Genomic DNA, 22,945 nt, shown 5'->3' on the forward strand with positions numbered 1-22,945 from the left:
ATTTATAGGTAACACTAAAGTTAAACTATTTTTTTAATAAAAAACAATAGAACTTTGTAAAATTTATTTTAATAATTTATAACTTTTTGTTATTCTTTCACAAAACTAATTCTTGATATAGTTTTTCGAAGGTCTCATCCAGATTGTAGCTGAAGCCTGGATGTGGTCTTGAAATTTGAATGCTGGAGCTTCGAATTGCTGTCAGCCAGCGGAAACGTTCTGCGGTATCCAATTGGGCAATCGGCCCGCCATCTGGGTTTCCGGTACAAATTTTACTAAAAGAATGCATGTTTTCCGCTAACTGTTCTAAATCAAATTCGGTGCACAGCATACGTATTTTGTCTGATGGGATAGTGTACTCCATACGAAGGTATTTCTTTTGTTTGCAGAAAAGAATCAGTCCGATGTTCAGGAATTCTTCGCGCTCTACTCTCGGTACAACGCGAATTACGGCATATTCATATAAGTATCTTTCGTGCATTTTGTGCTTGTTTTAAAAATAAATCGGCATTTTGTAAACGGGTGGCTAAAAACTGAAAATAAACGTTTCGGATTTCTTCCGGAGTAATCGAATGGTCGTCCCAAAGTAACCAATCCTCCGGTATAAGTGCTACAATTTTTCGCAGAATATCGTCGTTTAATTTTGTTGTAAATTCATGATGGGCTTCTTCCAGTTTTGTTGCTTTGGGTAATAAAACATGATCTTTAATCAAAGCAAAAGGCGTCACCGCACTCGCTTCCCAATTGTTCCAGGCATGATGAAAGTAAAACGAAGCGCCGTGGTCAATCAACCATAATTCTTTATGCCAGATTAATAAGTTGGTGTTGCGAAAAGTTCGGTCTACATTGGTAATAAACGCATCCAGCCAGACGATTTTGGAAGCCAAAAGTTCGTCACAATCATTTACCGCGGCATCATATGTTATGGCTCCGGACAAATAATGTAATCCTAAATTCAATCCCTGACTGAATTTCAGTAAATCCTGAATTTCTTCATCCGCTTCTGTGCGCCCAAAGGCTTCATCTAAAGTCGCAAAAACCAGTTCCGGAACAGCTAAACCTAAATGTCGGGCGATTTCACCACCCAATAATTCAGCAATTAAAGCTTTTACGCCATGTCCGGCACCGCGAAATTTTAAAACGTATTTGAAATCATCATCCGCTTCTGCCAAAGCAGGCAATGAGCCGCCTTCCCGTAAAGGAGTAATGTAACGCATAACATTAACCGTGCGCAAACTAGTTGGAGTCATAATGAAAGTCTTCTGAAACAAAGATATTACTAAAAATAAAAAACTCCGACGTTTTAGCATCGGAGTTTCTATATGTGTCGGCGGTAAATTAAGCCGAAATCGTTTCTACTTCTTTATTGATTTTGTTTACCAAACCAACCAAAACTTTCCCCGGTCCAACTTCCGTAAAACTTGTTGCGCCATCAGCAATCATTTGCTGTACGGATTGTGTCCATTTTACAGGAGCTGTTAACTGGATGATTAAATTTTTCTTGATTTCTGCAGGATCAGAAACTGCGCTTGCCGTTACATTCTGATACACCGGACAGCTTGGTGTGTTGAATGTTGTCGCTTCAATCGCTGCAGCTAATTCTTCTCTTGCTGGCTCCATCATTGGTGAGTGAAAAGCACCACCAACTGGTAAGATTAAAGCGCGTTTCGCTCCGGCTTCTTTCATTTTTTCGCAAGCTTCTTCCACGGCTTTTAATTCGCCGGAAATTACTAATTGACCCGGGCAGTTGTAGTTCGCGGCAACCACCACGCCATCAATTGAAGCGCAAATATCTTCGACAATTTTATCGTCTAAATTTAAAACTGCAGCCATAGTGGAAGGTGTAATTTCGCAAGCTTTCTGCATCGCCATCGCGCGTTGGGAAACCAATCTCAAACCGTCTTCAAACGACAAGGTTCCGTTAGCCACCAAAGCTGAAAATTCGCCTAAGGAGTGACCGGCCACCATATCAGGCTTAATGTCTAACGTTTTAGCTAAAATTACCGAGTGCAAGAAAACCGCGGGCTGAGTTACTTTTGTTTCTTTCAATTCTTCAGCTGTTCCTTCAAACATGATATCGGTAATGCGGAAACCTAAAATATCGTTGGCTTTTTCGAACAATTCTTTGGCAACCGCTGAGGTTTCGTATAAATCTTTACCCATTCCGGTGAACTGAGCGCCTTGTCCGGGAAATACGTATGCTTTCATTTTTTTAATGTTTAGTTTGGAAAAACAAAAATAGCAATTTTTTTGGAGCGCCGACATTTTGGCTTTTTTGGAGGTGTCGTTCCCGCTGTCCGCTCTACAAGGTGCCGCTCCCATCGGGGCTAAATAGTAATGGTCTTTTGTGTTTGAAAAGAGAAACCCGCTGCTTCATTACAAAACAACGGGTTCATCATCAACCAAAAACTTAATTATTATGAAAAGCTATTATTGTTTTAAAAACTGTAACTCGATGTCTAGTTTTACATCTTCACTCACTAAAACGCCACCGGTTTCCAAAGCGGAGTTCCAGTTTAGGCCCCAGTCTTTACGGTTTACTTTTCCGGAAATGTTCAAGCCTGCTTTTGTGTTTCCCCAAGGATCGGTCATCAATCCGCTGAATTCTGCCGGAAGTTTTACGAACTTTGTTACGCCTCGCATGCTCAAATCGCCAGCTATTTCGTAATTTTCATCATCTACTTTAGTGAAAGAAGAGGCTTTGAACGTCATTTTTGGGTAGTTTTCCGCATCGAAGAAATCGGCACTTTTCAAGTGGTTGTCGCGGTCAGCATTTCTGGTGTCGATCGAATTGATATCTGCCGAAAATTCAATGATCGCTTTAGAAAAATCGTCACCATCAGTAGTGATAGTTGCATCGTAGTTTTCAAATTTTCCGGAAACATTAGTAAACATCATGTGTTTTACTTTAAAGCCGATTGTTGAGTGAGAAGGGTCAATAGCCCATTTTGTTGTTGCCATAATTGTATTTTTTTAAATTTTACTTGTTGTAATTTGATGAAACAAAGTTACGTTGGGTTTGTTGTTCAGGTACTTAACCTAGATTAAGAAATTTAGTTTGCAGTCTCATGCACAGTTTACAGAAGGTGTCATCTGAATGTTTTTGTTGTTAAATGCGACTGAATCCTGTGACTTATATAGTCATTGGAACTTCCATCAGCAAGAACTCTGCTTCCGAATCGGCTTTAATGGAAACGGTATTGGTATTCCAGATGCCAAAACCATCTCTTTTGTTTAACGATTGTCCGTTTACGGTTACATCGCCATTTAATACGAAAACATATAAGCCGTTGTCTTGTTTTTTTAAGTTGTATTCGGTTGTAAAATCTTTATCGAATTTTCCCAAATGAAACCAAGCGTCCTGATGTATCCAAACACCGGCATCGTTTGCATTGGGTGAAAGAATTTGTTGTAATTTGTTGTGGCGTTCTTCAGGGTTTAATGTAATCTGGTCGTAACGAGGGGTTACGCTTTGTTTATTCGGAATTACCCAGATCTGAAGAAATTTTACTGCCTTGTCCTGATTTTTATTGTATTCGCTGTGTTGTACTCCAGTTCCGGCGCTCATTACCTGAATATCCCCGTTTTTAATTACGGTCTTGTTGCCCATACTGTCTTGGTGTTCCAAATCACCTTCCAGTGGAATGCTAATGATTTCCATGTTTTGATGCGGATGTTTGCCGAAGCCCATTCCTGCCGCAACGGTATCGTCGTTTAACACGCGAAGTACACCGAAATTCATGCGTTCCGGGTTGTAATAATTCGCAAAACTAAAGGTGTGAAAACTTTGTAGCCAGCCATGATTTGCATTGCCACGCGTATCGGCTTTATGTAAAATAACATTTTCCATAATCTTTGAATTTGTGTTTTGAATGTGATTGAATCCGACGGCTTCTTCCGAGGATTCAGAAACTGTTTTGGCCAAAACCGAGCCGGTTAATACCGCACCGCTGCCTAAAATTGTTTTTCGGATAAAATCTTTTCGGTTCATAACTTTGATTTTGATAGGACAAAGTTACGTTGGGGCATAGGGAGAACTCCTTAACCTAGATTAAGAAATGATTTTCAGGTGCTGAGGTGCTAAGGTTCTATGTTTTTAACGTCGGGCTGTCGACTTAACACCTTAGTGCCTTAGTTTCTTATTTTTTCAAAAGCCTCGCTTTCATTTTGCTGAAAAATTCCGGAGTTACGCCAATGTAGGAAGCAATTTGTTTTTGAGGTAAACAATGAACGAGTTCTTTGTATTTTTTGGTGAATTTGTCGTAACGGGCTTCGGCGGTGAAACTGAGGTTGTCGATTAAACGCTGTTGGTTGGCAACCAGTGAATTTTCAATCAGGATGCGAAAAAAACGTTCCAGTTTAGGTACTTCGTTATATAATTTATCCTGATTTTCTTTGGAGAGTAAAATTACTTCCGCTTCTTCATTCACTTCGATGTACAATTGACCAGGGCGTTGTGATAAAAAACTGTACATATCGGCAATCCACCAACCGGGACAGGCAAAACTCACTACGTGTTCTACACCGTTTTCATCAATGTTGTAACTGCGTAGAATCCCTTTGGTTACAAAAAAGGAATGGGTACAGATTTCACCTTCTTTTAATAAGATAGTTTTAGCTTTGTAGTGTTGGATTTCGGTAAAAGCCAAAACACGTTGCTTCTCTTCGGATGTGAGTGAGACGTGTTTAGCTATATTTTCAAGAAGTAAATTCATGACTTTTTATTCGTTTGGTTCGATATGAATTAAAACGTGTCCCAATTCCATTAGTTCACTTCGTAGGGTGTCTTTTAGTTTGTGAGCTAAATCATGTCCTTCTTTTACGGTGATATTTGCATCAACAATGGCATGTAAATCAACGTGAAATTTCATTCCGGCTTTTCGGATAAAGCACTTTTCGGTTCCGACGATACCGTCCACTGTTATAGCAATTGCCCGGATTTTTTCAACTAAATCATCATAGCGGTGTTCGTCCATAATCTCACCCAGCGCCGGTCTGAAAATTAAGTAACTGTTGTATAAGATGAAAAAGGAAGCGAAAAGAGCCGCCCAATCATCGGCAGCTTCATAACCTTTTCCGAGGAACAAAGCGATAGATATGCCGAGAAAAGCGGCAACCGATGTGATAGCGTCCGTTCTGTGATGCCAGGCATCAGCCTTTAATGAAGAGCTGTTGGTTTGGATTCCCTTTTTCATGATTTTTTGAAACGAATATTCTTTCCAGAGAATAATTACGCCTAAAACATATAACGTCCATGACTTTGGAAGTTCGTGCGGGGTTCCGATATTCTGAATGCTCTCATAAGCAATTATGGTGGCCGAAGTGATTAAAAAGCCTACTACGATAAAGGTTATAAGTGGTTCTGCTCTTCCGTGGCCGTAGGGATGGTTGTCATCTGCCGGTTTGTTGGAATATTTTATACCGAACAAAACTAAAAAAGAAGAAAAAATATCAGCGGTAGATTCAATGGCATCCGCAACTAGCGCGTAAGAGTTTCCGAAAAAACCCGCAAGTCCTTTGATGATGGCTAAACAGGTATTGCCAATAATGCTGAAATAGGTTGCTTTTACCGCTTCTTGTTCGTTAGTCATGCTTTTTTAGATTGTCTTTTTTCGGATTTTCATTGATTACTTTGAAAGTGGTAACTTTAAAACGGTTGTCAATAATTTCACCAGAAACTTCGGCTTTGCGGATGGCGTTGCAAAAACCGTCCTGAGCATGAGCGTCACCGTGTTGATCAATAGAGGTGCCTTCTACAAAGTAGGGTTTCCCATCGATGCGAACGGCCAGGTCACAACCTTTTTTTTCGGTCATCCCGAATTGACATTGTCCGCAGGAAGCTTCTACGATTTGGGTTTTTGGTTTGTCTTTCTGCTCTTGGGCACTTAGGGTTAAAGTGCATGTCAAGAATATAAAAAAGATGTTTTTTTTCATAATCTTAAAAATCTGAATCTCTTATATTTCTGCTTCTGTCTGTAGTGCGATTGTATCGCGGTCTTAAATCCTCACTTTTGTAGAAGCCGTTCGAAGGATCATTGTTGTTGCCACTAATTGTAATTCTTATTGGTAGTGTGTAAACAATATCCTGATGTTTGCTGTTGTCAATGCTGAATTTAGGTAAATCCATCAAGAGTTGTGTCAGTTTTTTGTTGAATTGTGTAGGATAGTTATCAGGTCTCAGAATGTTGACATTGTGGATCTTTCCCAATTCATTAATTTTAAACTGAACCATTACATTTAAAAAGCTAACGTCTTTTGGAATGAAATTTACCAATCTTGACACTACAAGATCGTTTATTTTTCTATATGTACAATTGGTTTCCGCAGCTTTTGATTTTTGGTTATTGCAAGGCTCCAGGGGAGGTATGACATATTGAAATTTAGGTTGTGAGGTTTCTTTCGGGCGTAACTCTTCTGTGTAAAGTGATTTAAGTGTTTTTTTCTGAATAACAAAACCAGCTTCTAAACTTATAACATAATGAATAGCTTTTTCGGTTTCAATGTCTACCGCAGGTGAAAATTTTGGTAATGAATTGACCATTAGCTTCATGTAGTTGTCAAAGGTTTTAATACCTGTGTTAATCGCAACCGAATCTATGGGGGTGCTGCCATCTGGAAGAACACAGAACCGTATATTAAAGGCAATGGAATCATTTTCTTTAAGTCCGAGGCGTTTAAGGAAAATGCTGTCGGATTTTTGTTCAATATGCAGCAGCGTTTTGAATGCAATATCATCAAGTTTTTGTGCCTTGTTTGCATTTTGGTCACTCTCATTAAAAGTCGGCACAGATTTGCTTCCCATCTGATTGTAAAAATCCTGCGAAAAACTCAAGCAGCTTAGTATAAGTAATAGAAAGGTTAAAATCGTTTTCATTGACGGTTGGATGGTTTCGAAAATGCTAAATTACGAATTGATAGTTACTAAAGTAGCTGTTTTTTTAGCTTTCTCCACAACCTCTTCAATCGGAGTGTCGAGTGAATCGTTTACTAAAACCACACCCATTCTTCGATACGGTCGTGAAGTGGGTTTTCCAAAGATTCGGAAATCAGTTTTAGATAACGAAGCTACTTTTTCAATGCCGGAATACGTTGGGTTGTTTGAGTTTTCGGTTGCTAAAACTACAGCGCTCGCTCCAATTCGTTCCAAAGTGATTTCCGGAATCGGAATGTTTAAAATAGCGCGCAAATGCAATTCGAATTCGTTGAAATTTTGCGTTTTGGCTAACGTTACCATGCCAGTGTCGTGTGGTCTTGGGGATAATTCGGAGAAATATACACCTTCATCGGTTAAGAAAAATTCAACACCAAAAAGCCCTGCGCCACCTAAGGCTTCTGTTACTTTTCGCGCCATATCCTGAGCTTCTAAAATGGCTGCCTCGGAAACTCTTGCCGGTTGCCAGCTTTCCTGATAATCGCCGCGTTCTTGTCTGTGACCAATCGGTGCGCAGAATAATGTCGGATGATTGTTTTGAGTAACAGTTAACAACGTGATTTCGGAATGAAAGTTAACAAAAGCTTCCACAATCACTTCGATAATGTCACCGCGCGAACCATCTACCGCGTAGTTCCATGCTTTTTCAATATCTTCTTGGGTTTTAATGGTCGATTGTCCTTTACCGGAAGAACTCATCAGCGGTTTTACCACACACGGAATGCCTACTTCTGCTACTGCTTTTTCCAATTCCTCTTTAGTGGTAGCGTAACGATAATTTGCGGTTCGTAAACCTAAATCCTTTGCGGCCAAATCGCGAATGGCTTTACGGTTCATGGTGAAATTGGCAGCTTTCGCTGAGGGAACTACGGTAATGCCTTGTTTTTCGTAATCGTAAAAACGTTCGGTACGGATGGCTTCGATTTCGGGAACAATAAAATCCGGTTGGTGTTTGGCTACGATGCGATCTAATTCGGCACCGTCTAACATATTGATAACTTCGAAATCATGAGCGACTTGCATGGCTGGAGCATTTTCGTAACTGTCCACTGCGATTACTTTTTGCCCGATGCGTTGTGCGGCGATAACGAATTCTTTTCCTAATTCTCCAGAACCTAAAAGGAGTATTTTTTTCTGCATGATGTTGTGTTGTTTTGAAGTTTTAAAGGTAGTAAGATTATGACGTTTGGGCAAAAAATGTTTTGGGATGAATACTAATTGAACACTTTTGAAGTTATCCCATTAAGGATGCTTTTTTTGTAGTACATCATTTATGATTTTAATTTTGGATATGAAAAACAATTGTGTGAGATATCTGCTTTTGCTTGTATGCTGCCTGCTGAATATGGCTTTGGTAGCGCAGGAAAAATATTTTGTGGTTAAAGATTCCCTTACCAAAGAGACACTTCCGTATGCAACCATCGATTTTTTAAATGGTTATGGTGTGTTTTCGGATGAGAACGGTAAAGTGATTTTGGATAAGGAATTTCCGGAACAACTTAAGGTGTCGTTTATGGGGTATGAAGCGAAACGACTTGTAACGGCTTCAGTACTGCAATCGGAGGTTTTGCTTAAACCGGCTGCGAAAGTTTTGGAAGAACTCAAGATCGTAGTGGATAAAGAGGATGTCAAAAACCGAAAAACATTTGTAGTGAAACCGGTCCTGCATGACAATATCGATAAGATGTATTGGTCGTCGTTAGGACAGCAATACGCGTTTTATATTCCGAAGGAACGAAAAAGAGGTATCTTAAAAGCGGTTTCCATTCCTTTAATTGTCAAGGATTTGTATCAGGGTGCGGCAGAAGAAGTTTTTGAAGACAAACCTTACGGTACCATGATGAAAATTGAATTTATGAAAAATGAAACGAACATGCCTGGAGAAAAGCTTTACGATTACGATAAAGTATTTGTGGTGCAATCCGGAAAGGTTTCTCAAAAGATTGATGTGAGTTTTGAGGAAAACGTTCCAATTCCCGATGAAGGTCTTTTTTTGGTGATGACCGTGCTTGGGAAAACGGATGAATCAGGGGAATACAAGGCTGAATTACCTTTTGGAATCCGTGAGGTTCATGGGGTTAAAAAGAAATACATCAAAATTATATTACCGAATTATCCGTTGGCGGAAGCGCCGAAAGGTACGTTGACTTTATTCCGTCACACGTTTAATGAGAATCAGAAATGGAGCCGTATTAATCGCCCGATGGTGTATAAAAAGGATGTGAAATATCCAATGTACAATATCGGGATTGGGTATACGGTTACGGGATATAATTGAAAATAAATTACTTTTTGTTGAAATCATTTGTCATGAGTTCAATATTTTTAAAATACACCGAATTGCTATTTGTCGTTGCAGTCGTGATTTTTTTCCATTCCTCAAATTTTGTTTTGTTCTTTTTTAGAAAATAGGAGTATGTAATGTTATAAGCCATTTCTGTTTGGTGATTTTTTGAAGACACTTTTTTAAGATAGTTGTAGTATGTGTTTTCAGCTTTGTCCAACTGATTGGTATACATGTAGGCGTAAAGCAATTCTTTGTAAAAAAGTTCATTGGAACTGTGAATTTTGAGTGCGTTTTCTAATACAGGTATATGGCTTTGTCGTGCTGTTTTAATGCATTGTAGGCATAGCTGAGTTCGAAAAGTAGATATGGATCTTTTTTTTCCTTTTCATATGCTTTGGATAAAACGACTAAAGCTTTGTCTGAGGCTCCTACGCTGTTGTAAAATGAACCTAATTTGGTTTGGTAATGCAATTTTGTTGGATCGGATTTATAAATGGCTAGCCACTCAGGTTCTTTTTTGAGTGCTAAACTTTTGATCTGGTTGTCGTTTAAAATAGCAATATTGTTAGTGTTATGTCCCAAACGATGTTTTACAAATCCTCCCACATTAGATTTGTGAAGCACTAATTTGTTGGCTTTTACTTCAAGATTACCTTCATAATTAAAGGTGAAACCTGCCGCGACATCCAGATAAATGAATCCTATAGCATAGGAGGTGTCTTTTTCAGATTTTGGAAATACAACCCACTTGTCTAATCCGTCATAAAATTTAGTGTCGAATGTGAAAATTTCTTTTGATTGCGCTGTAACAGTTGAAGATGTAATGAAATACAGTATAATAGTGCAAAAACTCAGGATAGCTTTTTTCATGTTTGAATTTTTCATGATTGTAAAGAATAGTTCAAACCTAAACATTTTTTAGTAATAATCCTACGTTTTTTAATGTTTGTAAAGTGTTTTTGAAATGTTGAATTATAAAGTGCAGTTTTGATTTCCGAACGAGATTTTTGTATGGAAAGGTTTTGCGTTAGGGATGGGAGCGGCATCCTTTTTTTGTGTTTTTTTAGACACAAAAAAGATAGAGTGTACAGCCCGACCCCTGCGGTAACGCCCAAAGACTGAAAATAAAAAAAGCCTCAAGTTAATTTTGAGGCTTTTGAGAGTTATGCTAAAACTTCGGAAGTGGCTACGGCTTCTTTAATACGGCGTAGCGCTTCTTTCAGTACATCTTCGCTGGTGGCGTAAGAGAAGCGGATACAGTTCGGGTTTCCGAAAGCATCCCCGGTCACTGTGGCTACATTGGCGTGTTCCAATAAATACATCGAAAAATCATCAGCATTATTGATTTGTACACCGTTTAATGTTTTTCCGAAGAACGCGGAAACGTCCGGGAACACATAAAACGCACCTTCCGGTACATTGATTTTCATACCTGGGATTTCTTTGATTAGTCCTACCACTAAATCCCTGCGGCTGTGGAAAGCATCTACCATATATTTTAATACGCTAGGATCGGCATCTACCGCAGTAATGGTGGCTCTTTGTGCAATGGAATTGGCACCGCTGGTTACTTGTCCCTGAATTTTAGTACAGGCTTTGGCGATAAATTCCGGTGCGCCGATATAACCAATTCTCCATCCGGTCATTGCGAATGCTTTGGCTACTCCGTTTACGGTAATGGTACGGTCTAACATGCCCGGAATCGATCCGATACTGCAGAATGTGCCCGAAAAGTTAATGTGTTCGTAGATTTCATCGGAAACCACATAAATGTTCGGGTGTTTTTCCAAAACGGTTACTAAAGCCGTTAATTCTTCACGGCTGTATACAGAACCACTTGGGTTACAAGGTGAACTGAACCACATCATTTTTGTTTTTGGTGTGATGGCGGCTTCCAATTGTTCCGGAGTCATTTTGAAATCGCTTTCTACCGATGTGGGTACTTCCACCGGAATTCCACCGGATAATTTGATGATTTCAAAGTAACTTACCCAATATGGAGCGGGAAGAATTACTTCGTCGCCATCGTTTAGCATTACCTGAGCAATGTTGTATAAAGACTGTTTCGCACCGGTAGATACTACAATTTGCGAAGGTTTATAGTCAAGATTGTTGTCTCTTTTGAATTTACGGCAGATGGCTTCTTTTAGTTCTAAATAGCCTTCAACCGGTGTGTAAGTGCTGTAGTTTTCGTCGATCGCTTTTTTGGCCGCTTCTTTGATGAATTCCGGCGTATTGAAATCCGGTTCGCCTAAACTTAAGCTAATGATATCTTTTCCTTGTGCTTTTAATTCTCTGGCCTTAGCTGCCATAGCTAACGTTTGCGATACTGCCAGGTTGTTAATTCTGTCCGATAACGGGTTCATAATAGTTGAGTTATGTAGTTATGTGTTATGCTAATTGTGGTTTCTGTCCCATTTCTTTTAAATGCTTGAAATGTGAGTACATGGCCGAACGCATGGTTTTGAATTCGTAATACGGCAGGTTGCATTCCGCAGCCGTTTGTTTTACGATTTCTCCTATTTTACTGTAATGAATATGGCTAATGTTCGGAAAAATATGATGTTCAATCTGATGGTTTAAACCACCGGTGTACCAGTTTACCAACCAGTTTTTAGGCGCAAAATTTGCGGTTGTGAATAATTGGTGAGCTGCCCAAGTGTTTTCAATCTCATTGTTTTCGTCCGGTTGCGGATGATCGGTTTCTTCTACTACATGAGCCAACTGGAAGACGATACTTAAAATTAGCCCGGCAGTGTAGTGCATAATGAAGAATCCTAGTAAAACTTCCCACCAAACAATACCTAAAAGCATAGGGATTACCAACCAGATTGAGAAATAAATTACTTTTGTGATTACCAGTGTGCTCCATAATTTAAAAGGGCTTGGGAATTCACCATACGATAGTTTTCGTTTGATGTAGCTACGCATCTGCTTGAAATCGGTTGTAATTGCCCAGTTAAATGTCAGTAAACCGTATAAGAAAACAGAATAGTAGTGTTGAAATTTATGAATGGGTGACCAATCCGCATGTTTGGTAAAACGGATGATGCGTCCGGCTTCCAAATCTTCGTCGTGTCCGTGAATGTTGGTGTAGGTGTGGTGTAATACATTGTGCTGTACCTGCCAGTTGTACACATTTCCTGCCAAAATGTAAATGCTTCCTCCCATGATTTTGTTTAACCAGGGTTTAGAAGAATAAGAGCCGTGATTTCCGTCGTGCATTACGTTCATGCCCACGCCGGCCATTCCGATTCCGATTACGATGGTCATCAGTAAATGCGCCCAAAGCGGTAAAGCAAGGGTTAAAATTAGGAAGTACGGTGTCAGGAAAAGGGAAAACATAATGATGGTTTTCAGGTGTAATTTCCAGTTACCGGTTTTTTTGATGTTATTTTCTTTGAAATAGTCGTTGACACGTTTGTTTAGTGTTCTGAAAAACTTTAGACTATCTGTCTTTGAAAAAATAGGAGCGTTATTTTCCATATTTTAGTTGCATTAAATTCGCCCAAAGGTAATTATTAATCAATAGCTAATTCGTTAAAGTTGATAAAAATTTCATCCATAAAATGTGTATTTTTGCCTAAATTTTTGAATGATGCAGGATATTGTAAAACATTTCCCTAACCTTACTGATAATCAGCTAGAACAATTCCGAAAACTGGAAGAATTGTATAAGGACTGGAATGCTAAAATTAACGTGATTTCGCGCAAGGACATCGATGAATTGTACACCAAACACGTACTGCATTCGTTGGGTATTGCCAAAGTGATGGAATTCCAGCCGGGTGCTAAAGTGTTGGATGTTGGAACCGGTGGCGGATTCCCTGGGATTCCCTTAGCTATTTTGTATCCGGAAACCGATTTTTACCTGATCGATGTGATTGCCAAAAAAATCCGCGTAGTGAATGAAGTGGCGCAAGGGCTTGGTTTGCAAAACGTAAAAGCCGAACAGATGCGTGCCGAAAACGTAAAAGAAGATTTCGATTTTATCGTAAGCCGTGCGGTAACCAATATGCCGGATTTCTATAAATGGGTAAAAGATAAAATCAAAAAGAAAAGCAATCACGAGCTTAAAAATGGAATCCTCTATTTAAAAGGAGGAGATTTAAACGAAGAATTGCAGGATTTCCCGAAAGCGACATTGTATAATTTATCCGATTTCTTTGAAGATGAATTTTTCGAAACGAAAAAAGTGGTGCATTTGCCGCTGAAGTTTAAAGCATAAAAAAAGCCTCGAAATTTCGAGGCTTTTTCTTTTTATAGGGATTATCCTAAGAACGGATATCTATAATCCGTCGGCGTAACAAATGTTTCTTTGATTGTTCTAGGTGAAACCCAACGCAATAAGTTCAATACTGAACCCGCTTTGTCGTTCGTTCCTGAAGCTCTTGCGCCACCAAATGGCTGTTGTCCTACAACCGCACCCGTTGGTTTATCGTTGATGTAGAAGTTTCCGGCAGCATTTTCCAAAGCTTTCGTAGCTTCAACTATCGCGTAACGGTCTTGGCTGAAAATTGCTCCGGTTAAAGCGTAACCAGAAGTGCTGTCTACAACTGCTAACGTTTCCGTCCATTTCGCATCTTCGTATACATAGATGGTAAGCACAGGTCCGAACAACTCGGTTTCCATCGTTACATAATGAGGATTGGTTGTTAGAATAACTGTTGGCTGAATGAAATATCCAACAGATTTGTCATATGAACCTCCTGCGATGATTTCCGCATCCGCATCTTGTTTTGCTCTATCGATGAATCCTGCTAATTTGTCAAACGATTGTTCTGAAATTACAGAAGAAACGAAGTTGCTCATTTCTGCAGGAGATCCCATTTTCATGGAAGCTAAATCCGCTAATAATAATTCTTTAACTTTTGGCCAGATAGAAGCTGGGATATAAGCTCTTGAAGCTGCGGAACATTTTTGTCCTTGGTATTCGAAAGCGCCTCTTGATAAAGCGGTTGCTACTTGAGCAGGGATTGAAGAAGGGTGAGCGATAACGAAATCTTTACCACCAGTTTCTCCTACAATTCTCGGATACGTTTTGTATTTACTGATGTTTTGACCGATTTTTGCCCACATATCGTTGAAAACTCCAGTCGATCCAGTAAAGTGAATACCAGCGAAATCAGGGCTAGCCAACAACGTGTCGGAAATCATTCCAGAATTTCCAGTAATCATATTGATAACTCCAGCCGGTAAACCCGCTTGTTGGAATACTTCCATGATTACATTAGCGGAATAAACCTGAGTAGCAGCCGGTTTCCATATTACCACGTTCCCCATTAAAGCCGGAGATGCCGGTAAGTTGCCTGCAATCGCTGTAAAGTTGAATGGTGTAATGGCATAAACGAATCCTTCCAATGGTCTGTGTTCCATACGGTTCCAGATGCCTTCGGATGAGATTGGTTGTTCAGCATAAATCTTTGTCATGAACTCTACGTTGAAACGCAAGAAGTCGATCAATTCACAAGCGGAATCAATTTCTGCCTGGTGAACGGTTTTTGCCTGAGCAATCATCGTTGCGGCATTGATTTTAGCGCGGTAAGGTCCTGCTAATAATTCTGCAGCTTTTAGGAAAATCGAAGCTCTTTGCTCCCAAGGCATGTTGGCCCATTTTTTCTTTGCTTCCAATGCAGCAGTAATCGCTTTTTCGATGTGCTCTTTTTCAGCTTCATGGTATTGACCCACCACATGTTTGTGGTCGAAAGGAGGGGTCATGGTTTTAGTTTTTCCGGTGCGAATTTCTTCGGATCCGATATATAAAGGCACATCTACAGTGCTGTTGTACATTTGATTGAAAGCTGCAGCTACAGCTTCTCTTTCCGGTGTTCCGGGAGCGTATGATTTAACTGGCTCGTTAACCGCTTTGGGAACATTGTAAATTCCTTTTGGCATAATTTGTTGTATTTGTGTTTTGAAAAATTTCGCGTAGCGAAGATACAAATTATTACCCAATATGTTAATCGGCTAATTGTTAATGCTTTTGTAAAATTTCAGGCTTAGTTTAAGGCAAAAGGTGCGCTTAATTTAAAGGAAGGGATGATTACCCGGAAGCTCTTGGTTGAAGTGAAGTTCACCATATTGAAATAACCGCGCATCGCACCAAATGGGGATGAAAGCAAACAACCGGAACTGTATGTGTGTTTTTCGCCGGGTTTTAAAACTGGTTTTTTTCCGATAACGCCTTCGCCGTCAACAATTTCCAGATCATTTAAAGAATCTTGTATTTCCCAATGACGGGAATTTAACTGAACGGAATCTTTACTCTGATTTTCTATGGTCACTTCATACGAAAAGGCAAAATGAATCTTGTAGTTTTTGAAGTAGGTGCCTTCAAAACTAGTCAGAACCGAAATTTTAATACCACTTGTAATTTGTGAAACCATAATTTGTGAAATTAATGGACTTAATACCTCCAAAAATAGTAAATATTTGTTTTAGTAGCAGCAATTTAGAAAAAAAATTAATTGGTAATGTTTTCCGAATTGGCAATTCCACGGCCAATCACTCTGTCGTATCGTTCATTGTTGCCTTTGTAGTACACTAAAATGAAATAATTATTTTCGGTTTGGTAGAAGTTGCCATCCACTGCATTTTCATAATCAATTTTGCCTTTTTTGTCAGCAATAACATACTGGTAGTTTACAAAACCTTGTTTCATGAGAATTGCTTTTTCAAACAATCCGCTTTCGGCATTATAATCCATTTTGAATTCCGGGGAAAGACTGTAATTGTTGAACATGCCCGCTACGTAGATGTCTTTGCCTTCCATAAAAGTGTTGGCGCTTAAAGTAAAATAGACCCAGGAATAATCGGCTTCCAGAGCATTGTTTTCTGCGTTGATTTTATGGATCAGAAAGCCGCCGTTAATATCCGGAAAATAGGTGTAAGGTTTATTTGCCCGTGAACTGTTCATATACAGATGTGTGTTGTAGATTTCACCGGCCGTAATTTTTAAGATATTGTTACCTAAGCCACGAATGTCTTTGTTTTCGAAAAAAAGAAATTCATTGCCGCCCCAGAACTGCGTTTCTTTATTGTACTTGTAAATTAAATCGTTTCCTAAGGTGTATTGGGGTTTGATGTTGTAAATGGCATTGTCAAATCGTCCGTTCTGAAAAAGTGCCACTTTAATGTTTTGAAGCGGATTTTGTAATATGTTATCGCCCATTTTTATCGTAAAATCAAGATTTTGCATGCCATGAATGGTGCTTAAGTCTCTTGAACGCTTTATTTGTAAAGGGACGGAAACTTGTTCTTCATATAAGATGAATTTTCTGGAAAAAACTAAATTTCTGTCAGAATCAAAAATTTTAACCATGTAATTTCCGCTTAGGAGAATTCGGTTAAACCGGTTGGGAAAAGTCAGCTTGTAATGCGAGAAAATCTGAAGGGTGTTAAATGAATTTTCATACGTCATGATTCGCTGATCATCCATGCCCTGAAGATACTCGGCTTTGGCTAATTGTGTAGGGGTCCAATCGTAATTGTATTGTGTTATGGTGTAATAGTAGTCCTGTTCATTGCCGTACAGATCATCAAATTGCAGTTCGAAACTGTCACCCAATCGGAACATCGGAATCATTACATTTCCGTTTTGTACAAAAGTAACCGTTTTGATGTTGAAAGGTGGTGTGACTTCTCTTTCGACCTGTGCAAAAAGATTGATCGAGAGGAATGCAATGAATAGAAAAAAATTTTTACTGAAAACCATAAAGTAAAATTGTTGGTTTATAAAAGTAATGATTTTCTTTAAAACAATTTTCGTTCCAAAAAAATACAGTATTTATTTGTAGCAAACCGGAAGGATTTCTCCTTTGGCCAAACAATATTTTTCTACCAATTCAGGTGCTATTTTATTGGTGTAATCTTCCTCTGTTACTTTGAATCCAATGTTGCGTAATTTATCGAAGTAATCTCTTCCGTATACGCGAACATGATCGTACTGTCCGAAAATTTTAGCACGTTCTTTCGGATCGGTTATCGAATCATCGGAAAAAGTAACAGCTCTTGACAAATCCTGTGGAATCTGAAAAATCCCCATGCCACCCGGTTTCAACACGCGGTACAACTCCTGCATCGCTTTGGTGTCATCCGGAATATGTTCCAAAACGTGATTGCAGAAAATAAGATCGTACGAGTTATCTTCGAAAGGTAAATTACAGATATCAGCTTTTACATCGGCTAACGGAGAAAACAAATCGGTAGTGGTGTAATCGATGTTGTTTTGTTTTTTGAAACGTTTATAAAATTCCTGTTCTGGAGCGAAGTGTAGTACTTTTTTCTTATCCGTCGCGGTAAAAAAATCGGTTTCGTTTTTCAGGTACAACCAAAGTAAGCGATGTCTTTCCAAAGACAAAGTACTCGGTGATAATACGTTGTTGCGCTGTGTTCCGTAGCCGTAAGGCAAAAACATTCGGAAGCTTTTTCCGTCAATAGGATCGGTAAAACGATTTCCTTTCAGAAGAAAAGCCAAAATGGGGCGCACGACAATACTTAAACGGATAAGAATCGGACGCGGAATCGTATTTAAGATGAATTTAAAAATCTTTTTCATTACAGCACCAAAGCTTGTTGTCTGAACTCGTTTTCTTCATCGGAGGCAATACCCAGTGCTTTGTAAATATAAGCGAAAGTTGATAATAGTTCCGGTTTTCCGTCGATTATGGCTACGTCGTGCTCAAAATGTGCAGAAGGTTTTCCGTCTGCTGTGGTAATTGTCCAGCCGTCTTTATGTTGTTTAATGTTTTTGGTTCCTTGGTTAATCATGGGTTCGATGGCAACAACCATACCTTCTTGTAATAGTTTACCACGCCCTTTTTTTCCGTAATTCGGCATTTCCGGCGCTTCGTGCATGGTACGACCGATGCCGTGGCCTACCAATTCGCGTACTACTCCATAACCGTGGCTTTCACAATACTTTTGAATAGCATTACCCACATCTTCCGTACGGTTTCCGGTTTTCAATTCGCGGATGCCTACGTAAAGCGATTCTTTGGTGACTTTTAATAGTTTTTTAGTAGCGTCACTAACTTCGCCTACTTCAAAAGTATAGGCATGATCGCCGTAAAATCCGTTTTTTAAAGCTCCGCAATCTACGGAAATGATATCACCGCTTTCCAAAGGTTTGTCACTAGGAATCCCGTGGACTACCTGGGAATTAGGACTCATGCACAACGAATTCGGGAAGCCGTACATGCCTAAAAAAGCTGGTGTGGCACCGTGGTCGCGAATGAAGGTTTCGGCCAGCTTGTCTAAATATAAAGTACTAACGCCGGGTTTTACTTCCGAAGCAATCATTCCTAAGGTTTTTGAAACAATCAATGCGCTTTCACGCATCAATTCGATTTCTTCACGAGTTTTAATGATAATCATAACTGCAAATTAAATGGACTGCAAAAGTACAATATTCTAAGAATAAATAATTATTTTAAAACGGTATATAGGTTTAGGAGCATTTTGAAACAAAAAAATGTTAGCAAAAGCCAACCTTCTTACGTTATCTTTTTAAAGCGAAATGCCCTTTGAATTCCTTAGTGATGTTGTTTTTGGTATAGGTCAGTTTAAACCAATAATCATCCGAGGGTAACAGCTTGCCGTTATAAGTACCATCCCAACCCTCTCCATTTGGGCTTATCTGTTTAATAAGTTTTCCATAGCGGTCAAAGATTAGTATTTCAATACTATCCAAAATTTCAGTGCCATAGACATTCCAGGTATCATTGTAATTGTCGTTGTTAGGAGTGAAAAAAAACGGGAAATCAACAACAAAAAATGAGTTTTCGTGATCTCCGCACCCATAAATATTTTTCACATAAATGGTGTGCTCTCCCGGAGGAATGTTATGAAAAACAGGGCTTTCCTGCCAATTCATTTCGTCGATGGAGTAAACATAGTCGCCAGATTGAGGAAAAGCAACAGCGGTAACGGTGTTATTCACTCCAAAAGCAATAAGTTCAGATGGATTTGAACTAATGCTGTGGGGAACAAATGAATTTTGTGTCGTAAAATTGAATACAGAGGAACAGTTTGCGGCATTTGAAGTGTTTGTTACTCTGACCGAATATTCTCCTGCAACTGATAGTGAACAAGTATTGTTGTTCTGACCCGGAATTTCATTTCCGGCTATTGCATTGAATCCGTTATACCAAGTAAAACTATAAGTTCCCATTGGGAGTTCTGTGTCAATAATCGTGGGGTTTGTGATAATATTATCTTTGGTAATGCAAATAATGTATGGCGTTTCCTGCAGATGATTTTCCGGATAAGGTCTTACATATAAATCTAATTGCAGTATGCTGAAACATGCTTCATTTGTTTCACTGTCAAAATTGGTTTTACTGTTTAAACGGACATAAAGGCTCTGTTGGTCAATGGATGTATTTCTGAATCCAAGAGGGTTGGTAATGGCATTTCCATTATTTGTAAAAGCATCATTACTGTCCGTATAATATTTGAACTCAATGTTGTTTGTGCCTGTAGCAGCAGCCATTTCCGTTTCCCGGATTCTCAAATTAAAAGTGGCATAGCCAGAATCGTTACATTGTTCTATAGGTGTGGGATTTGTGTTGCTCCCAGGTGCCGAAAGTACAATCAGATTTAAAATGGTTGTGCTATAACAGCCAAAATTGCCCGGATCAGCTACTTTAACATAAATGTTCTTTGTGATTGATTGGTAGTTGTTCGGTGTAGGAATCGGATTGTTACTGGCTAAATCTGTAACGGTTTCATAGAAAGTAACTTGTAACGAGTTGTTGTTGTTTGTTATCTGGTTTATTCGACTGGTTAAGTCAAAGACAGCTGTTGTATTTCCGCAATGTTTTATGGGTGTCGGATTGAAAATTATCGGATTTGCATAAACTCGGATATCAAAATTTATAATGGAAATGCATTGCGAAGCTGTATCATAAAGGCGCACGAAAATAGTACGGATGCCTATAGAAAGAGGAAGTGTTATGTTTGGGTTTAGTGGGGTCACGTTATCTCGTGCATTATCAAATGTGCTAAAATAACTTGTTTGAACTGTGGGGTTTTGTCCGGAAAGTGCTTCAGTGTTTTTTGATGATAGTAAAAACAGATCCGTTTCACAAAGATTAACGTTTGACATCGTATTGCGAATCGGAGGTGTTTTTACAATTACGTTAAATGTTCCAATGCCTTCACATTTATTGGTGCTGTTCGAGAAAACCCTTGTGTGAATTAACGTAGTCCCGATTGGCATTTGGCTTGCATTTGTCAACGGGTTCAGTCCGGTAGAAGCATCCGAAGTGTTTAAGTGAAACGAAATGGTTACGTCTGAGCTTGGAAAATAATTGTTTTTGATTAGTATTTTATGCAAGTCAAAATCGGCATGTCCGTAATTTTGATTGATTTGAGGGCAAACAGCCAAAATATCCGGGTAAGTAGCTACGCTGGTTGGATTTACTTGTAATTGAATAATACCAACTCCCAATCCGGTACAGTTTGGGGTAACAGTCTCATTGACCACTTTTACGTATATGTTCTGGGTGAATGGCGAGTTGTTGTTGATGAAGTTTTGAAAATTCAATATCGGATTAGTCAGTCCTGCATCACTATAATAGTATAAAGTGTTGGAAGGGTTGTTGTTGGTGATATGATTAATGATTTGCGATTGCGCCAGATTGGTTTCAGCAATGCCATCTAGTGTTAAGTTCAAGTAGTCGCATTGTTCCAGTATAAAAGGAGTTGTGTTAACCGTTGGTAATGCATTTATAGTGATGATTGCATTGTTTGACTGTCCTAAGCAAATTCCCTGTTCGGTTACCTGAAGGTGATATGTTGCTGAGGTGTTTAAAGTTTGAGTTGCATTCGAAACGGTTAAAGTAGGATTAGTCGCTCCGGATATGGCGTTTCCGTCCTTATACCATTGGTAAGAAGGCGTGGTTAGATCGTTGTTGTTGGTCAACGACGAAGTTAAAGTAAAAGTGTCATTTTCGCATAGTTCGGTATCGGCATTGATTTGTACAACAGGATTCGATAGTGTTCGTATGCTGTTTGAAGCAGCTTCTAAACAAGGAGTGTTGCTCACTTTTACAGTATAATTTCCAGGTAAAGTAGGAGTGTAGCTACTTGTGTTTGCACCGTTAATTAAGATATTGTTCAGGTACCACTGATATGATAAAGCATCTACACTATTGTTTAGAGCCGTGGCATTTGTTATTGTAGCATTTAAAACAGGCGAAGTATTTAGACAAACTGTATTTGTATTGCTGATGGAAACTGTGGGCAGGGTGTGAAATTTTAAAGTAATATCGGCCTCACTAACCCTTAAATTAGTAGTGTCTCCTGATGGATTTGTGGTGATGTCGTATGCTGTTGTTGTAACTTGGTAGGTTCCTGTTTCTGAAACAGTTATGGTATTTGTCGGGTTGACGGTATTGCTGGTCGTACTAATGGTTGTCCCGTTTTTTTTCCAGGTGTAATTAAATCTGAGATTAATGGGTGTTCCGCTAAAATCCGTGATGTCAATTACAGCTTTAAGGTCTTTGGTTTCGGGTTTGCAATAATCCAGTTGAGAGATATCATTGTTGTTAATGTCCTGAATTTTTACCGAAGATAAAAAATCGCAATTGGTAGTTCCGGTTCCGCCGGTTTGTGCTACCGAAATAAAGCCAGGTACACCGGAATAATTATCGATCAGTAAAACATACAGGTCTCCGGTATTGCTGTTGGGTATCTGTACCTGTTCAATTGGGTCGGGAAGCCAACTGCAATCGACTTCCGTGAGTGGAGTGAGTTGGCTGCATATGTTGTTTAAATTATTGAAAGGTCCCCAAATAACAAAATCTACATCGGTTCCGAATCCGTTAACATCTACTTGGCTGATTTGTAGGTTAATGGTTCCAGGGTCATTTATTTCAATAAAAAACCAAGTTGGCCCAACAAATTGTTCTTCAATACAAGATGTCTGAAAAGTTTCGTTATTGCCTCCTGTCGAATTTGTAAAGGGAATATTAGTAGCACAGGACTGATACAATTGATAATTGGCCTGCAGTTCTGAGCATGAAGGAGCTCCTTGTTGTGCAAAGGCGTCGTTTATCAGTGTAATAAGCAAAGCCAATGAATACTTTAAAACGGTTTTCATTGTTTTTTAGTTAGGCGCCCCAAAAATAAAAAAAAACTGCCAGTACAGCAGTTTTATGCAAGATTTTCTTATTCTTTGTGTTATTCGTAAGCGTGTTTGTATGGTTGTCCGCTAAGGATTTTCAGCATGTCTTTTTCGGCGCTTTCCATGTAAGATTCTACAATGCGGTGGATTTCTTTTCCGTCTTTGTGGAAGATGAAGGTTGGTACATTGGCAATGTTCAGCCCGTTTTCCAGTTTTTCCGGTGTAGTTTTGGATTTGTCAACCATAATCAGGGTAACTTTTTCTGTGTCGAAGTCAATGGCATCCAGAACTTTATAAAATTCTGGTACTTTCTGCTGGCTGTCTTCACACCAGGTGCCCAGAAAAACGGTAATCGTTACGTCATCCGTATGTTTTTTTAATTCGGAGAGTGTTGCAATACTCGGTTTGTAATTATCGTAATTAGGATTGAACCATAAACTGTAAGGAGTTTTTAAGAGTTCCTCTTTAACATGTTTCCCGATTAGCATGTCATTGGTTTGTATTGTTGTGGTTTCTGAGGTCATAATCGGTTTTTTCTGTGCACAACAGTTTGCAAAGGCAACTGTCAGTGCTACAATGGAAAGTATTTTTTTCATAA

The 22,945-nt window shown here is 39.1% G+C and carries 23 protein-coding genes; 2 read left to right on the forward strand and 21 right to left on the reverse strand.

Annotated features, from left to right (window positions below; all coding sequences use genetic code 11):
- Positions 1–97 precede the first annotated feature (97 nt).
- From ABGT15_RS01010 to purT, 10 genes are all read right to left on the reverse strand, one after another.
- Positions 98–481 (reverse strand): DUF3037 domain-containing protein, encoded by a 384-nt coding sequence (locus ABGT15_RS01010; protein WP_367229556.1) that lies wholly within the window; start codon positions 479–481, stop codon positions 98–100.
- Complete coding sequence (locus ABGT15_RS01015; RefSeq protein WP_367229557.1) at positions 459–1,250, reverse strand: HipA family kinase; 792 nt, start codon at positions 1,248–1,250, stop codon at positions 459–461. The genes ABGT15_RS01010 and ABGT15_RS01015 overlap by 23 nt, the downstream gene beginning before the upstream one ends.
- 88 nt (positions 1,251–1,338) lie before the next feature.
- Positions 1,339–2,208 (reverse strand): ACP S-malonyltransferase, encoded by an 870-nt coding sequence (gene fabD / locus ABGT15_RS01020; RefSeq protein ID WP_367229558.1) that lies wholly within the window; start codon positions 2,206–2,208, stop codon positions 1,339–1,341.
- 222 nt (positions 2,209–2,430) lie between these two features.
- A complete protein-coding gene (locus tag ABGT15_RS01025; protein ID WP_367229559.1) occupies positions 2,431–2,961 on the reverse strand; it encodes a YceI family protein in 531 nt (176 codons plus the stop codon).
- Between the two features lie 172 nt (positions 2,962–3,133).
- On the reverse strand, positions 3,134–3,850 hold the full coding sequence (locus ABGT15_RS01030; protein ID WP_367229872.1) for a pirin family protein: 717 nt from the start codon (positions 3,848–3,850) through the stop codon (positions 3,134–3,136).
- A 289-nt stretch (positions 3,851–4,139) separates the two neighbouring features.
- On the reverse strand, positions 4,140–4,715 hold the full coding sequence (locus tag ABGT15_RS01035; protein WP_367229560.1) for a Crp/Fnr family transcriptional regulator: 576 nt from the start codon (positions 4,713–4,715) through the stop codon (positions 4,140–4,142).
- Between the two features lie 6 nt (positions 4,716–4,721).
- Positions 4,722–5,591 (reverse strand): cation diffusion facilitator family transporter, encoded by an 870-nt coding sequence (locus ABGT15_RS01040; RefSeq protein WP_367229561.1) that lies wholly within the window; start codon positions 5,589–5,591, stop codon positions 4,722–4,724.
- Positions 5,584–5,934: a DUF6370 family protein gene (locus tag ABGT15_RS01045; RefSeq protein ID WP_367229562.1), complete on the reverse strand. Its 351-nt coding sequence runs from the start codon at positions 5,932–5,934 to the stop codon at positions 5,584–5,586. The genes ABGT15_RS01040 and ABGT15_RS01045 overlap by 8 nt, the downstream gene beginning before the upstream one ends.
- 4 nt (positions 5,935–5,938) lie before the next feature.
- Positions 5,939–6,874, reverse strand: coding sequence for a hypothetical protein (locus tag ABGT15_RS01050; protein WP_367229563.1), 936 nt, complete (start codon positions 6,872–6,874; stop codon positions 5,939–5,941).
- A gap of 30 nt (positions 6,875–6,904) precedes the next feature.
- On the reverse strand, positions 6,905–8,071 hold the full coding sequence (purT, locus tag ABGT15_RS01055) for a formate-dependent phosphoribosylglycinamide formyltransferase (RefSeq protein WP_367229564.1): 1,167 nt from the start codon (positions 8,069–8,071) through the stop codon (positions 6,905–6,907).
- A 166-nt stretch (positions 8,072–8,237) separates the two neighbouring features.
- Between purT and ABGT15_RS01060 the strand changes: the two genes are divergently transcribed.
- Complete coding sequence (locus ABGT15_RS01060) at positions 8,238–9,209, forward strand: hypothetical protein (protein ID WP_367229565.1); 972 nt, start codon at positions 8,238–8,240, stop codon at positions 9,207–9,209.
- 7 nt (positions 9,210–9,216) lie between these two features.
- On the opposite strand, the gene ABGT15_RS01065 is transcribed toward ABGT15_RS01060, so the two are convergent.
- The 4 genes from ABGT15_RS01065 to ABGT15_RS01080 form a co-directional block, all read right to left on the reverse strand.
- Positions 9,217–9,465, reverse strand: a complete 249-nt coding sequence (locus tag ABGT15_RS01065; RefSeq protein WP_367229566.1) for a hypothetical protein — start codon at positions 9,463–9,465, stop codon at positions 9,217–9,219.
- A gap of 47 nt (positions 9,466–9,512) precedes the next feature.
- Positions 9,513–10,088 carry a tetratricopeptide repeat protein gene (locus ABGT15_RS01070; RefSeq protein ID WP_367229567.1) on the reverse strand — a complete coding sequence of 192 codons (576 nt, stop codon included), beginning with the start codon at positions 10,086–10,088 and terminating at the stop codon, positions 9,513–9,515.
- A gap of 293 nt (positions 10,089–10,381) precedes the next feature.
- Positions 10,382–11,584 (reverse strand): pyridoxal phosphate-dependent aminotransferase, encoded by a 1,203-nt coding sequence (locus ABGT15_RS01075; RefSeq protein ID WP_367229568.1) that lies wholly within the window; start codon positions 11,582–11,584, stop codon positions 10,382–10,384.
- Between the two features lie 25 nt (positions 11,585–11,609).
- Complete coding sequence (locus ABGT15_RS01080; RefSeq protein WP_367229569.1) at positions 11,610–12,704, reverse strand: fatty acid desaturase family protein; 1,095 nt, start codon at positions 12,702–12,704, stop codon at positions 11,610–11,612.
- A 112-nt stretch (positions 12,705–12,816) separates the two neighbouring features.
- Between ABGT15_RS01080 and rsmG the strand changes: the two genes are divergently transcribed.
- Positions 12,817–13,446, forward strand: a complete 630-nt coding sequence (gene rsmG, locus ABGT15_RS01085) for a 16S rRNA (guanine(527)-N(7))-methyltransferase RsmG (RefSeq protein WP_367229873.1) — start codon at positions 12,817–12,819, stop codon at positions 13,444–13,446.
- Between the two features lie 41 nt (positions 13,447–13,487).
- Here the strand turns inward: rsmG and pruA are convergent, their stop codons facing one another.
- From pruA to ABGT15_RS01120, 7 genes are all read right to left on the reverse strand, one after another.
- Complete coding sequence (gene pruA / locus ABGT15_RS01090) at positions 13,488–15,113, reverse strand: L-glutamate gamma-semialdehyde dehydrogenase (protein ID WP_367229570.1); 1,626 nt, start codon at positions 15,111–15,113, stop codon at positions 13,488–13,490.
- Positions 15,114–15,217: 104 nt separating this feature from the next.
- Positions 15,218–15,604 (reverse strand): Co2+/Mg2+ efflux protein ApaG, encoded by a 387-nt coding sequence (gene apaG, locus ABGT15_RS01095; protein WP_367229571.1) that lies wholly within the window; start codon positions 15,602–15,604, stop codon positions 15,218–15,220.
- A gap of 77 nt (positions 15,605–15,681) precedes the next feature.
- Positions 15,682–16,932 (reverse strand): DUF5103 domain-containing protein, encoded by a 1,251-nt coding sequence (locus ABGT15_RS01100; RefSeq protein ID WP_367229572.1) that lies wholly within the window; start codon positions 16,930–16,932, stop codon positions 15,682–15,684.
- A gap of 72 nt (positions 16,933–17,004) precedes the next feature.
- Positions 17,005–17,775, reverse strand: a complete 771-nt coding sequence (locus ABGT15_RS01105) for a class I SAM-dependent methyltransferase (RefSeq protein WP_367229573.1) — start codon at positions 17,773–17,775, stop codon at positions 17,005–17,007.
- Complete coding sequence (gene map, locus ABGT15_RS01110) at positions 17,775–18,593, reverse strand: type I methionyl aminopeptidase (RefSeq protein WP_367229574.1); 819 nt, start codon at positions 18,591–18,593, stop codon at positions 17,775–17,777. Before map ends, ABGT15_RS01105 begins: the two co-directional genes overlap by 1 nt.
- Before the next feature lie 124 nt (positions 18,594–18,717).
- Positions 18,718–22,323 (reverse strand): T9SS type B sorting domain-containing protein, encoded by a 3,606-nt coding sequence (locus tag ABGT15_RS01115; RefSeq protein WP_367229575.1) that lies wholly within the window; start codon positions 22,321–22,323, stop codon positions 18,718–18,720.
- 80 nt (positions 22,324–22,403) lie between these two features.
- A complete protein-coding gene (locus tag ABGT15_RS01120) occupies positions 22,404–22,943 on the reverse strand; it encodes a thioredoxin family protein (protein ID WP_367229576.1) in 540 nt (179 codons plus the stop codon).
- Positions 22,944–22,945: the final 2 nt, after the last annotated feature.

Origin of the sequence: Flavobacterium enshiense (assembly GCF_040750275.1) — a bacterium.
Taxonomy (GTDB): Bacteria; Bacteroidota; Bacteroidia; order Flavobacteriales; family Flavobacteriaceae; genus Flavobacterium; species Flavobacterium enshiense_B.